Source organism: Agromyces albus (assembly GCF_030815405.1).
GTDB lineage: Bacteria > Actinomycetota > Actinomycetes > Actinomycetales > Microbacteriaceae > Agromyces > Agromyces albus_A.
On record NZ_JAUSWX010000001.1, the window covers coordinates 1,822,309 to 1,835,037 of the forward strand.

General features: G+C 67.7%; 10 protein-coding genes and 1 tRNA gene. 6 read left to right on the forward strand and 5 right to left on the reverse strand.

From position 1 onward, the window contains the following. Positions 1-104: 104 nt before the first annotated feature. From QFZ29_RS08560 to QFZ29_RS08575, 4 genes are all read left to right on the forward strand, one after another. Positions 105-1,388 carry an extracellular solute-binding protein gene (locus QFZ29_RS08560; RefSeq protein WP_306893733.1) on the forward strand — a complete coding sequence of 428 codons (1,284 nt, stop codon included), beginning with the start codon at positions 105-107 and terminating at the stop codon, positions 1,386-1,388. Between the two features lie 179 nt (positions 1,389-1,567). Then, positions 1,568-2,422 carry a carbohydrate ABC transporter permease gene (locus QFZ29_RS08565; RefSeq protein WP_306893734.1) on the forward strand — a complete coding sequence of 285 codons (855 nt, stop codon included), beginning with the start codon at positions 1,568-1,570 and terminating at the stop codon, positions 2,420-2,422. Next, on the forward strand, positions 2,419-3,237 hold the full coding sequence (locus tag QFZ29_RS08570) for a carbohydrate ABC transporter permease (protein ID WP_306893735.1): 819 nt from the start codon (positions 2,419-2,421) through the stop codon (positions 3,235-3,237). Before QFZ29_RS08565 ends, QFZ29_RS08570 begins: the two co-directional genes overlap by 4 nt. Positions 3,238-3,241: 4 nt before the next feature. After that, on the forward strand, positions 3,242-4,993 hold the full coding sequence (locus tag QFZ29_RS08575) for a hypothetical protein (protein ID WP_306893736.1): 1,752 nt from the start codon (positions 3,242-3,244) through the stop codon (positions 4,991-4,993). 10 nt (positions 4,994-5,003) lie between these two features. On the opposite strand, the gene QFZ29_RS08580 is transcribed toward QFZ29_RS08575, so the two are convergent. Then, positions 5,004-6,668, reverse strand: a complete 1,665-nt coding sequence (locus tag QFZ29_RS08580) for a DUF885 domain-containing protein (protein WP_306893737.1) — start codon at positions 6,666-6,668, stop codon at positions 5,004-5,006. Positions 6,669-6,758: 90 nt separating this feature from the next. Beyond that, positions 6,759-9,455 carry a DNA polymerase I gene (polA, locus tag QFZ29_RS08585; protein ID WP_306893738.1) on the reverse strand — a complete coding sequence of 899 codons (2,697 nt, stop codon included), beginning with the start codon at positions 9,453-9,455 and terminating at the stop codon, positions 6,759-6,761. 58 nt (positions 9,456-9,513) lie between these two features. Between polA and QFZ29_RS08590 the strand changes: the two genes are divergently transcribed. After that, positions 9,514-9,933 (forward strand): hotdog fold thioesterase, encoded by a 420-nt coding sequence (locus tag QFZ29_RS08590; protein ID WP_306893739.1) that lies wholly within the window; start codon positions 9,514-9,516, stop codon positions 9,931-9,933. A 62-nt stretch (positions 9,934-9,995) separates the two neighbouring features. On the opposite strand, the gene QFZ29_RS08595 is transcribed toward QFZ29_RS08590, so the two are convergent. Next, a complete protein-coding gene (locus QFZ29_RS08595; protein WP_129521215.1) occupies positions 9,996-10,601 on the reverse strand; it encodes an ANTAR domain-containing response regulator in 606 nt (201 codons plus the stop codon). A 36-nt stretch (positions 10,602-10,637) separates the two neighbouring features. Between QFZ29_RS08595 and QFZ29_RS08600 the strand changes: the two genes are divergently transcribed. After that, a tRNA-Leu gene (locus QFZ29_RS08600) sits at positions 10,638-10,720 on the forward strand. 24 nt (positions 10,721-10,744) lie between these two features. Here the strand turns inward: QFZ29_RS08600 and QFZ29_RS08605 are convergent. Both QFZ29_RS08605 and pyk read right to left on the reverse strand, forming a co-directional pair. Next, positions 10,745-11,197 carry an SRPBCC family protein gene (locus tag QFZ29_RS08605; RefSeq protein WP_306893740.1) on the reverse strand — a complete coding sequence of 151 codons (453 nt, stop codon included), beginning with the start codon at positions 11,195-11,197 and terminating at the stop codon, positions 10,745-10,747. 63 nt (positions 11,198-11,260) lie between these two features. Beyond that, positions 11,261-12,676, reverse strand: a complete 1,416-nt coding sequence (pyk, locus tag QFZ29_RS08610) for a pyruvate kinase (RefSeq protein ID WP_306893741.1) — start codon at positions 12,674-12,676, stop codon at positions 11,261-11,263. Positions 12,677-12,729: the final 53 nt, after the last annotated feature.

Below are 12,729 nucleotides of genomic sequence, written 5' to 3' on the forward strand. Positions count from 1 at the left end.
AAGTATGGCCCAACCTGAAAGCGTTTTCCCGAATTGCCGGTGCACACGGCGACGGCGAGAATCTCATGGACGCTCCGCGACGAGCGATCACGAAGGAGGCAATGATGCGATCCCAACCAAGACGACGCAGCAGTGCGATGGGCGTCCTCGCGGCAGCAGCGACGCTCGCGCTCATGACGGCCTGCGCCGGCGGCCCGGCTGCCGAAGAAGAGGCCACGGACGAACCGCTGCAGTTCTTCCTCTCCGGCGACGCGAACCAGGGCGGCGGCTTCGCCCACATGGCGGAGCTCTACGAGGAGGAGACCGGCGTCGAGGTCGAGATCGTCGACATCGCCAACGAGGACCTGCCCACGAAGCTCAAGAACGCCGCGCAGGCGAACGACCTGCCGGCCCTCGCCCGCGTCGGAGGGATCGACCCGGTGTGGAAGGACCTGACGGTAGATCTCGCGAGCGTCACCGAGGGCAGCGATATCCGCACCGACCTCGCCGCCGTCGACGAGGACGGCAAGGTGCTCTCGGTGCCCACCGACATCACCGCGGTCGGCCTCTTCATCAACAAGACGCTCTTCGACCAGGCGGGCGTCGCCTACCCGACGAGCCCCGACGACATCTGGACCTGGGACGAGTACGTCGCCGCGGTGAAGCAGGTCCAGGCGAACACCGGGGCGACGTACGGAATGGTCATGGACCGTTCGTCCCACCGCCTCAAGGCGTTCCTCTACGAATTCGGGTCTGACTACTTCCAGCCGGACGAAGACGGGCAGTTCGAGACGAACGGCGCCACCAAGGAAGCGCTGGAGTACTTCGCGTCGCTCAACGACGACTCGTTCATGCCCCGGTCGGTCTGGTTGTCCGACGGCGATCCGAACGGCCTCTTCAAGAGCGGCGACGTCGTGGCGTACATGTCGGGGTCGTGGCAGATCGCCGACTTCGCGGTCAACATCGCCGACTTCGAATGGGAGTCCGTGCGCATGCCGAAGCAGCCCATCCGTTCGACGAACTACGGCAACGCCGCGAACATCGTCGTCTTCGAGGGCAGCGGCCAGGAGGATGCAGCGCTCGCCTTCGTCGAGTGGCTGTACGAGCCCGAGAACTACCGCGAGCTGGCCGAGACATCCGGCTTCCTCCCGGTGATCGACGGCCTCGAGGTCACCTACTCGAGCAACGCCGAGGACTTCGAGCTCTACAACGAGGAGATCGCCGCCTCCGACGCGATCGCCGCGAAGATCAAGAAGAACGATCTCGCGTACGAGGTGCTCGGCGTCACCACCGAGGGCGACCCCGTGCGCGATGAGACGGTCAAGTACCTCAACGGCGAGCAAGACGTCGACACCACGATCCAGAACATCATCGACCAGCTCTCCGACCAACTCGGCGCACTGCCGTGAGCGAGTGTGGCCGCCCGGAGCTCTCACGCCGGGCGGCCACACCGCCGCACCGCACCGATCGACTCGACCCGGGAGACAGCATGAGCGTCAGAACGCTGACGACGCCGACCACGGCAGAACCGCCCGCACCGATACCCCGCGCGGGTCGAACACGAAAGCGTCGAACGTCGACGACCCACGTGCTGGCGCCGCTCGTGTTCATCTCCGTCGCCGTCGTGCTCTTCCTGCTGTTCTTCGTCTGGCCGGGAGCCCTGGGCCTCTTGTACTCCTTCACCGACTACAGCGGCGTGGGGGACCTCGATTTCATCGGACTCGACAACTACGTCGACCTCTTCGCCGACGATGCGTTCTACGCATCGCTGGCGCGGACCTTCCTCTACACCGCGCTCTCGGTCCCGCTGCACTACGTGGTGTCACTGGGGATCGCGATGCTCCTGGCCAGCTCGCTCGCGAAGGGGAAGTCCTCCGCACGCGTGATCTTCTTCCTTCCGTGGCTGATCTCGCCGATCGTCGCCGGCGTCATCTGGCGGTGGCTGTTCGGCGAGAATTTCGGGTTCGTCAACTTCGTGGTCACCCTCCTCGGCGGCGACGGACTGCACTGGCAGACCGATGCATCCCTCGCACTCGCCCTCATCCTCATCGTGAGCACGTGGGCAACCACCGCGTTCAACATGTTGCTGTTCATCGCCGCAATCCGGAACATTCCGAAGTCCTACCTCGAGGCGGCTGAGATCGACGGCGCCAACGCCTGGGTTCGTTTCCGTCGCATCACGCTGCCCCTGCTCGCCCCCACGTCGTTCATGGTGATCCTGCTGACCACGATCGGTTCCATGAAGGAATTCGCGATGGTGCAGGCCCTCAACGGCGGCGGCCCCGGCACGCAGAACATGTTCATCGTCCAGTACATCTACCGCACCGGGTTCGAGCGCGCCGACATCGGGTACGCGAGCGCCGCGTCGATGGTGCTCATGGCGATCCTGGTGCTCATCGCGCTCGTCCAGATGCAATTCGACCGGAAGCGGGACCTCGCATGAAGACGTTCCGTGCCGCCCCGAGCACGATCATCCTCTGGGTTCTCGCCGCGCTCTACCTGTTCCCGACGGCGTGGTTCCTCCTCAGCTCGTTGAAGCCCGGGTCCGAGCTCTTCAGCCTGCCGCTGACGATCCTCCCGCGTAATTGGACGGTCGCGGGATTCGTGACCGCGTGGAACCGTTTCGACTTCCAGCAGTACTTCATCAACACCACGGTCGTGGCAGTGGTCACCACGGCCTTCACCGTCATCGTGAGCGCGATGACGGGGTATGCCTTCGCGAAGTACACGTCGTGGTGGCTCCGGGGCTTCTTCATCTGCATCCTCGCCACGACGATGCTGCCGACCGAGGTCATCATGCCGAGCTCGTTCGCGGTGGTCCGCGATCTCGGGCTGTACGACACGCTCGCGGGCATCATCGTGCCGTCGATCATCACCGCGACCGGCATCTTCATGTTCCGCCAGTACTTCTCCACCATCCCCGACGAACTGATGGAGGCAGCTCGTATCGATGGGGTCGGCGAGTTCCGCCTGTTCCTCAAGATCATGCTGCCGCTCGCCAAGCCGATCGCCGTCGTGCTCGCGATCTTCTCCTTCCAATGGCGATGGAACGACTACATCTGGCCGCTCCTGATTTTGCGCGACCCCGAGCGCTACACCCTCCAGGTCGCGCTGCGCAGCATCGTCGGCGCCGACAATATCGACTGGTCGGTGCTGCTGGCGGCATCCGTCATCTCGCTCGTGCCGATGGTGGTGCTGTTCGCGATCTTCCAGCGCCAGATCCTGAGCGCCGACATCAACTCCGGCCTCAAGGATTGACCGCGTGACCGGTGCCCCGACCCCGAGCGAAGCGGGCCTCGCCCGGTTGGCGGCGGATGCCCGTGCACATGTTGCGGCGCTGCTCACCGAGGGCGACGAGGCCGACGAGCAACGGCGCCGCGGTCACCGCGGCCTCATGGCCATGGTGAAGGCCGCCGTCGTGTCGGGAGTGCATGCCGTCGCGCCCACCTCGTCGGAGGTGGCCGGCGCCGCCGGCTGGCTGAGCGAGCTGGAGGAGCTGCAGACGGCGACGGGGCTGTTCTCGTCCGGCGACAACCTCGCCTCGCCGCCCGATTCGGCCTTCACGATCTCCGACGCCGCCCTCGTGCTGCGGGTGCTCCGTACGGCGGGTCCCGGAGCCTGGCCCGACGACCTCGGCGAGCGACTCGAGCGGATGCTGCGCCGCGCGATGCCCGCGCTCATCGTGGGCGGCGTGCACACCCCGAATCATCGGTGGGAACTCTCCGGAGCCCTCGCGCGCGCCGGCGAGCTCCTCGAGGCCCGTTTCAAGGACCCCGCGCTCGAGCGGGCTCGGGAATGGCTCGCCGAGGGTGTCGACATCGACCACGACGGCCTCTACTCCGAACGCAGCGCGAACTACGCGGCCCACGTGTCGAACCCGTCGCTCCTCTCGCTCGCCGACGTGCTCGACCGCATCGACCTGCTCGAGCTCGTGCATCGCAACCTGCATTCGCAGCTCGATCTCACTTCGCCCGGCGGTGAGGTGGAGACGGTGCATTCGCGCCGCCAGGACCAGAAGTACGGGGTGTTCCCGCTCGGATCGTTCGCGGCGCAGTTCGCTCGCTTCGCGGTGTCGTGTGCGCGATGCCGCGCGGCGACGGCGTGGGCGATCACCCTGCCAGGAGTCGACCCCGTCGACGTGCTCGCTCAGGCGATGCTCGACGACGAGGTGGGCGCGGGGCTACTCGCCGGCGCTGCCGAGAAGGGCGATGCTGGGCGGGCCGCGGAGGTCGCTCGAGCCGTCGACGAGTCGACGGGAACCGTGCGCTGGTTCGGCGGCGTTCGGCTGCTTCGCCGCACCCGTGGGCGTGACTGGGCCACCGTCTACGGCGGGTCGGACGTGCCCGTCGCACGGCGGATCGCCTCGGGCCTCGCGTGCAATCCGACCTTCCTGCGGCTCGCGCTCGGGGGCGTGGAGGTCTCGTCGGTGCGCCTCAGTCGTGATTTCTTCGGTCTCGGACCGTTCCGCGCGTCATCCGTCGCATACGACCCGGTCGACCCGGGCAGGCTCGTGATGCGCGAGGAACTCGCCGCGGGCTACTACCAGCCCCTGCCGGAGCAACTCCGACAGTCGAACGGCGCGTACCCGCTCGAATTCGAGGGACGCTTCGCAGCGGCGATGGCATTCGGCGAGCGGTCGGTGGACCTCCTCCCCCTGCGCACCTCGGTGACGGTGGAGCTCACCGACGAGGGCGCCGAGCTCACGGTCACGACCCACGGCCCGGTGGCGGCGCATGCGCTCGAGATCGGGCTGCGTGATGAACCGGATGTCGCCGGCGCAGCACCGCTCGGCAACGGGCGCTTCCACCTCGGCGACGACGAGGCCACCGTGACGGTCGCAGGAACCACCTTGCGGGTCGACCTCGACGGATCCACGGGCGCGGCGCCCGCCCCGCACTACCACCCCGGCGAGGCGTACACCTTCCTCGATGGCACCGATGCGATGGGCGGCACTCGCCTGTATGCGACGTGGAGCTCACCCGGAAGCGTCACGGTGCGGCTCCGCCGCGCCTGAGCCGCTCGGCTCAGCCGAGTAGCGCCGTGCGGAGCGTGTCGAGGCCGACGCCGCCGAGGTCGAGCGCGCGCCGGTGGAATTCGCGGATGTCGAACGCGGCGCCCTCACGGCGCTTCACCTCATCGCGGAGCTGCTCCCAGATGCGTTGGCCGACCTTGTACGACGGCGCCTGGCCGGGCCAGCCGAGGTAGCGGTTCACCTCGAATCGCACGAATCCCTCGTTCATGTTGACGTTCTGGCGGAGGAACTCGAGTGCGTACTCCCCCGTCCAGACCCCCTCGCCGTCGGGGCGCTGCTTGCCGAGGTGCACGCCGATGTCGAGCGCGACGCGGGCCGCACGCATGCGCTGGCCGTCGAGCATGCCGAGCCGGTCGGCGGGGTCGTCGAGGTAGCCCAGGCCCTCCATGAGCCGCTCTGCGTAGAGCGCCCAGCCCTCGGCGTGCCCCGATGTACCCGCGAGCTGCCGGCGCCAGGTGTTGAGCTTGCCGCGATTCACGACCGCCTGGCCGATCTGCAGGTGATGGCCGGGAACGCCCTCGTGGTAGACCGTCGTGAGCTCGCGCCAGGTGTCGAACTCGGTGACGCCCTCGGGCACCGACCACCACATGCGGCCGGCCCGACTGAAGTCGTCGGTCGGCGCCGTGTAGTAGATGCCGCCCTCTTGCGTCGGCGCGATCATGCACTCGAGAGTGCGAATGTCGGCGGGAATGTCGAACTGCGTGGCGCCCAGTTCGGCGACGGCCCGGTCGCTCGTCTCCTGCATCCAGCGTTGCAGGGCTTCGGTGCCGTGGAGCTTTCGGCTCGGGTCGCCGTCGAGGAAGGCGATGGCCTCCGCGACGGATGCCCCGGGCACGATCTCGCGCGCGATGGACTCCTGCTCGTCGACCATTCGGGCGAGCTCCTCGATGCCCCACTCGTAGGTCTCGTCGAGGTCGATCACGGCGCCGAGGAAGCGGCGCGACTGGAGGGCGTAGATCTCGCGGCCGACGGCGTCGTGCTCGCCTGCGACCCGAAGGAGCTCCTGCTCGAGGAAGGCGGCGAGCCTGCCGTAGGCGCTTCCCGCTTCGGCGGCACGACCGGCGAGGTCGGCGCGCAGGGTGGCGGGCAACTCGGTGGGCGCTCCCCCGGTGAACTCGCCGAAGAACCCGTCGTTGCGCTCGAGCTTGTGCGCTTGCGCCGCGACCTCGCGCACCTGCCTCGCCGCGAGGACGACGCCGCGCTCGATGCCGAGCTTGAGCGTCTCGATGTAGCCATCGAGTGCACCGGGCAGGGCGGCCAGGCGAGTGGAGATCGTCGACCAGTCGTCGACGTCGTCGGTCGCCATGAGATCGAAGACCTCGCGGATCTCCTGCGCCGGGCTCGCGATGACGTTGAGGTCGCGCAACGGCAGGCCCGCTTCGTGCGCCTCGAGGTCGAGCGTGAGCTCGCTGCGCAGGTCGGCGAGGGTGACGGCGTCGATCTCATCGACCGCCGTCGCTGCATCGAGCTGCGCGAGCGTGCCACGCACCGCCTCGGCCGAGCGCTCGAGGCCATTAGGCGAGTAGTCGCCGAAGCGCGAATCGGCCTCGGTACGACCGATGTACGTGCCGAGTGTGGGGCTCAACTCGACAAGGGTGTCGACCCACTCCTCGGCGATGCGGTCGATATCGGTCGGGATGCGTTCACTCGCTGCCATGGAGCGAGCCTATGACACTCCTCCGACGCTCGCGCGGCACGATCGGACACCGCCACGACGACGGATGCCTCGGCATGCAGGTTGCTCGGCTCAGTGCGCCGCGTCGTCCCAGTTGGCGCCCCGACCGATCTGCACGTCGAGAGGAACGAGGAGCTCGGCGGCGTTGGACATCCGATCTCGCACGACCTCTTCGAGCGCTTCGGACTCACCGGGCGCGACCTCGAAGACGAGCTCGTCGTGCACCTGCATGAGCATGCGGCTGCCGAGCCCTCGAGCGGCGATGTCGGCTTCGACACGCGACATCGCGATCTTGATGATGTCGGCGGCGGACCCCTGGATCGGCGAGTTGAGCGCAGCACGCTCGGCGTTCTCGCGGTGGACGCGGTTCGGGCTCGCGAGGTCGGGGAACGCGCGGCGCCGGCCGAAGATGGTCTCGGTGTATCCGTCGATCTTCGCTTGCTCGACGACGCCGCGGAGGTAGCCGCGCACGGCGCCGAAGCGCTCGAAGTACTCCTTCATGAGCTGCGTCGCCTCTGCCCGGTCGATTCGGAGCTGCTTCGACAGGCCGAACGCACTGAGCCCGTAGGCGAGGCCGTACGACATCGCCTTCACCTTCGTGCGCATGAGCGGGGTCACGTCGGCCGGATCGACCGAGAACACCCGGGCACCGACGAATCGGTGCAGGTCTTCGCCGGCGTTGAACGCCTCGATGAGCCCCGGGTCGCCGGAGAGATGCGCCATGATGCGCATCTCGATCTGCGAGTAGTCGGCCGTGAGGAGCTCGGTGTACTCGGGGCCGTGCCGGAACGCCTTGCGGATGCGGCGGCCCTCTTCAGTGCGGATGGGGATGTTCTGCAGGTTCGGGTCGTTCGAGGACATGCGGCCGGTGGCCGCACCGATCTGCCAATAGGTCGTGTGGATGCGACCGTCGGTGGCGATCGCCTTGTCGAGCGACTCGACGATCTGGCGGAGCTTCGTCGCGTCGCGGTGCTCGAGCAGGTAGCCGAGGAACGGGTGCGGGTTCGACTCCTGCAGGTCGGCGAGTGCGCTCGCGTCGGTCGTGTAGCCCGTCTTCGTCGCGCGGGTCTTCGGCATACCGAGCTGGTCGAAGAGCACCTCCTGCAATTGCTTCGGCGAGCCGAGGTTGACCTCGCGGCCGATCTCGGCGAACGCCGCCTCGGCAAGCCCCGCTGCTCGCTCCGCGAGCTGGCTGGAGAGCGAAGCCAGTTCAGGATGATCGACCGTGACCCCGCGGAGCTCCATCGCCGAGAGCACGGGCACGAGGGGCATCTCGACCTCGGCGAGGAGGCGGCGGGAGCTCTCGGACAGCGAGCGCAGCACCACGGGTGCGAGCCGCAACGTGTACCAGGCATACTCGGGGGCACCTGCGTCGGTGCCTTCTTCGGGCAGCAACTGGGTCGGGTCTGCTTGCGGGACGGTCTCGCCGAGGTATTGCGACACGAGGTCGGCGAGCGTCTTCTCGGCGAGGATCGGGCGCACGAGCCAACCGGCCACGAGCGTGTCGATGACGAGTCCGTCGAACGCGAGCCCCGACCGGGTGAGCGCCTTCAACTGCGTCTTCGCATCGGTCATGATCTTGGGCGAATCGCTCGCGAGCCACGACTCGAACGCGGCGTAGTCGGCCCGCCCCGGCTGCCAGTGCAGGTGAACGGTCTCGTCGGAGGTCGCGATGCCGGCGCCGATGACCTTGCCATCGACGATCTCGAGACTGAGCCCGAGACCTGCCGGCTCGGCCGCGACCGCGCGCTCGAGCCAGAGTGCCAGCTCCTCGTCGAGCAGGAGACGAGGGTTGGGGGCGGATGGCGCTGCCACCGCCTCGGCGACGGGCTCGATGGCCTCGACCTCGGCCGGCGCCGAGATGCCGCCGTTGCCGTTCGCCGCGGCGATCTTCATGACGCGTTCGAGCAGCGTTCGGAACTCGAGACGGCCGAAGAGCTCGCGCACGGCGTCTTCGTCGATCGGCTGGGTGGCGAACTCGTCGATCGAGACGTCGAGCGGCACATCGGTGACGAGCTTGTTGAGCCGCCGGTTGCGGATCGCGTTCTCCCTCTCGTCGCGGAGGTTCTGCCCGACGACGCCTTTGATCTCGTCGGCGTGCGCCAGGATGCCGTCGAGGTCGCCGTAGAGGCCGAGCCACTTGACGGCGGTCTTCTCGCCCACCTTCGTGATGCCGATGAGGTTGTCGCTCGACTCGCCGACGAGCGCCGCGACGTCGGGATACTGCTCGGGGCGGATGCCGTAGCGCTCGATGACCGCGGCGGTGTCGTAGCGCTTCAGCTGCGAGACGCCCTGGGTGTTCGGGTACAGCAGCGTGACGTCGTCGTTCACGAGCTGGATGGTGTCGCGGTCGCCCGAGACGAGCAGCACGCGATAGCCCTCGGCCACGCCGCGCGCGGCGAGCGTCGCGAGGATGTCGTCGGCCTCGAAGTCCTCCTTCTCGATCGTGCGCACGCGCATCGCCTTCAGCGCATCTTGCAGCAGGGGCACCTGCCCCTTGAACTCAGGCGGCGTCTCGCTGCGGGTGCCCTTGTACTCGGCGTAGTCGCGGTTGCGGAAGGAGAACCGCGAGATGTCGAACGCGACCGCGAGGTGCGTGGGCTTCTCGTTCTGCAGCAGCAGGAGGAGCATCGAGAGGAACCCGTGAATAGCATTCGTGTGCTGTCCGTCACGGGTCTGGAAACTGTCGACCGGGAGGGCGTAGAACGCCCGGAACGCCAACGAATGGCCGTCGATCACGAGGAGGGTAGGCTTTTCTGCGTCCGACACCCCCCAAGCCTACAAGCGACCGACGACACGGTTCGCCGGCCCGATCTCGAAGGCGAGTATGACGCAGACGACCGATCCCATCGACTACCTCCAGGCCCGGGGAATCGGCGCGCTGGCCGACAAGATGGGCATCGAGTTCCTCGAATTCTCCGTCGAGCGCTCGGTCGCGAAGATGCCGGTCGAGGGCAACACGCAGCCCGCGATGCTCCTGCACGGCGGGGCGTACGTCGTGCTCGGCGAATCGCTCGGTTCGATGGCCGCGAACCTCTGGGCGGGCGAGGGCCGGCTCGCGGTGGGCATCGAGATCAACGCGACGCACACGCGCTCGGCCTCGAGCGGCTGGGTCACGGCTGTCTGCACGCCGATCCACCTCGGCCGCACGCTCACGACGCACGAGATCGCGGTCACCGACGATCAAGGTCGACGGTGTTCGACGATCCGCATCACGAACCTGATCCGGGACCTGCAGCAGGCCTAACCCCGCAGACGACGGATGCCGCGACGAACGTGTCGTCGCGGCATCCGATGATCGGGTCTGCGTTACTTCTTCTGCGAAAGCTGCTCGATGATCGCCTGCGAGACGTCTTTCATCGTGAGCCTGCGGTCCATCGACGCCTTCTGGATCCAGCGGAACGCCTCGGGCTCGGTGAGGCCCATCTTCTCGTTGAGCAGGCCCTTCGCCCGGTCGACGAGCTTGCGGGTCTCGAATCGCTCGACGAGGTCGCCGACCTCCGCTTCGAGCGCGATGATCTGGGCGTGGCGGGCCAAGGCGATCTCGATCGCGGGCAACAGGTCGTTCGGCGTGAACGGCTTCACCACGTAGGCGAGGGCGCCGGCTTCGGTCGCGCGCTCGACGAGCTCCTTCTGGCTGAACGCCGTGAGGAGCACGACCGGGGCGATGTGGCCCTTCGAGAGGCGTTCGGCCGCGGAGATGCCGTCGAGCTGGGGCATCTTCACGTCCATGATCACGAGGTCGGGACGAAGCTCAGTCGCGAGTGCCACCGCGGTCTCGCCGTCACCGGCCTCTCCGACGACCTCGAATCCGTTGTCGCGAAGGATCTCGACGATGTCGAGGCGGATGAGCGACTCATCCTCCGCCACGACCACGCGCCGTGGCGCCGACTGGGTGCTTTCGGTGTCTGTCACGGAGGAAAGCCTACGGTATTCTGAGCAGGGCCCTTGGCCGGTGTGGCGGAATGGCAGACGCGGAGCACTCAAAATGCTTTGCCCGAAAGGGCGTGTGGGTTCGACCCCCACCACCGGCACCGATGACCGGCGCTCACGAGCGCTCAGCCCGCGGCGGCGTCGCGGAGAAACGCATTGCGTCGCTCGATGAGACGCTGAAGGTACGGGCCGACGACGAGCTCTGCCAGCCGTCCGAGCACTCCCAGCGGCGCCACGAGGCGCACCCGGTCGATCATGATGGTTCCGCCGTCGGGATCGGGCACGAACCGGTGCTCGTGACGGAAGGACCGGAACGGCCCCTTCACCTGCTCGTCGACGAATACGTCGGGGGGCGACATCCGCGTGATTCGGCTCGTCAGGCGGATCGGCACCCCGAAATGCCAAGCGCGCCAGGTCACTTCCTCGTCGAGGCCGATGAGGCCCGAGGTGACGCCCGCGACGGCACGCTCGCGCGAGGCGGCCATCGACGCCGTGTGCGCGTCGATGCTCCTCGACCGGTCGAATGACTCGTGCACACTCAGCGGCAGGCGAGTGCGGCATTCGAACTCGACGGTCATACCCGCATTCTGGCATGCGTCGGGCCTGGCACCCCCTGGGTGCCGGGCCCGACGGGCTGCGGCTTAGAGCACCTCGCCCACGACGTGCACGCGCACGTCGTTGGTGGTGCCGGGGATTCCGGGAGGGGAACCCGAGATGATGACGACCTTCTCGCCCTTGGCCGCCTTGCCGGTCTTCGCGAGCACGTCGTCGACCTGTCCGACCATCTGGTCGGTGTGGGTCACGCGGTCGACCACGAACGACTCGACGCCCCAGTTCAGCGCCATACGGCGCCGGATGGCGGGGTCGGGCGTGAAGGCGAGGATGGGGATCTCGGAGCGGAGCCGCGACATCCGGCGCACCGACTCCCCCGACTCGGTGAACACGCAGAGGTACTTCGCGCGAACGAAGTCGGCGACCTCGACGGCCGCGAGCGTGATCGCGCCGGCCTGCGTGCGCGGCTTGGTGCCGAGCGGCAGGATGCGGTCGAGCCCGTGCTGCTCGGTCGACTCGACGATGCGGGCCATTGTCTGCACCGTGACGACGGGATACTCACCGACGCTCGTCTCTCCGGAGAGCATGACCGCATCGGCGCCGTCGAGCACTGCGTTCGCGACGTCGGAGGTCTCGGCTCGCGTCGGGACCGGGCTGTGGATCATCGACTCGAGCATCTGCGTCGCCACGATGACGGGCTTGGCAAGGCGACGGGCGATCTCGACCGCGCGCTTCTGCACGATCGGCACGGCCTCGAGCGGGAGCTCCACGCCGAGGTCGCCTCGCGCGACCATGATCGAGTCGAACGCCTCCGCGATCTCCTCGAGCGCGTCGACGGCCTGCGGCTTCTCGATCTTCGCGATCACCGGCACCCGCCGGCCGACCTCGTCCATGATCTCGTGCACGCGCCTGATGTCGGAGGCGTTCCGCACGAACGAGAGGGCGATGAGGTCGGCGCCGAGTTCGAGGCCCCAGCGGAGGTCGTCCTCGTCCTTCTCGGAGAGCGCGGGAACGTTGACCGCGACACCCGGGAGGTTGATGCCCTTGTTGTTCGACACGGGGCCGGCCACGACGACTCGGGTCGTGACGACGGTGCCGTCGGTCTCGAGCACCTCGACGCGAACCTTGCCGTCGTCGATGAGGAGGAAGTCGCCCGCGCGCACATCGTCGGGCAGGCCCTTGTAGGTCGTGCTGACGATCTCCTTCGTGCCGACGATGTCGTCGGTCGTGATCTTGAAGGTGTCGCCCTCGGCGAGCTCGTACGGCCCGCCCTCGAACTTGCCGAGCCGGATCTTCGGCCCCTGCAGGTCGACGAGCACGGCAACCGCCCGGCCCGAGTCGTTCGCGGCCTTCCTGATGTTCTGGTAGACCCCCTCGTGCACGTCGTAGGTGCCGTGGCTCAGGTTCATGCGAGCGACGTCGACGCCCGCATCGATGATCGCCCGGATCTGTTCGTAGCTCGACGTCGCCGGGCCGAGGGTGGCGACGATCTTCGCTCGTCTCATGTGGTTGTGCTCCTGGTGTTCCGCGCCGAAGCGCTGGTTCGGGGGTCGGGGCG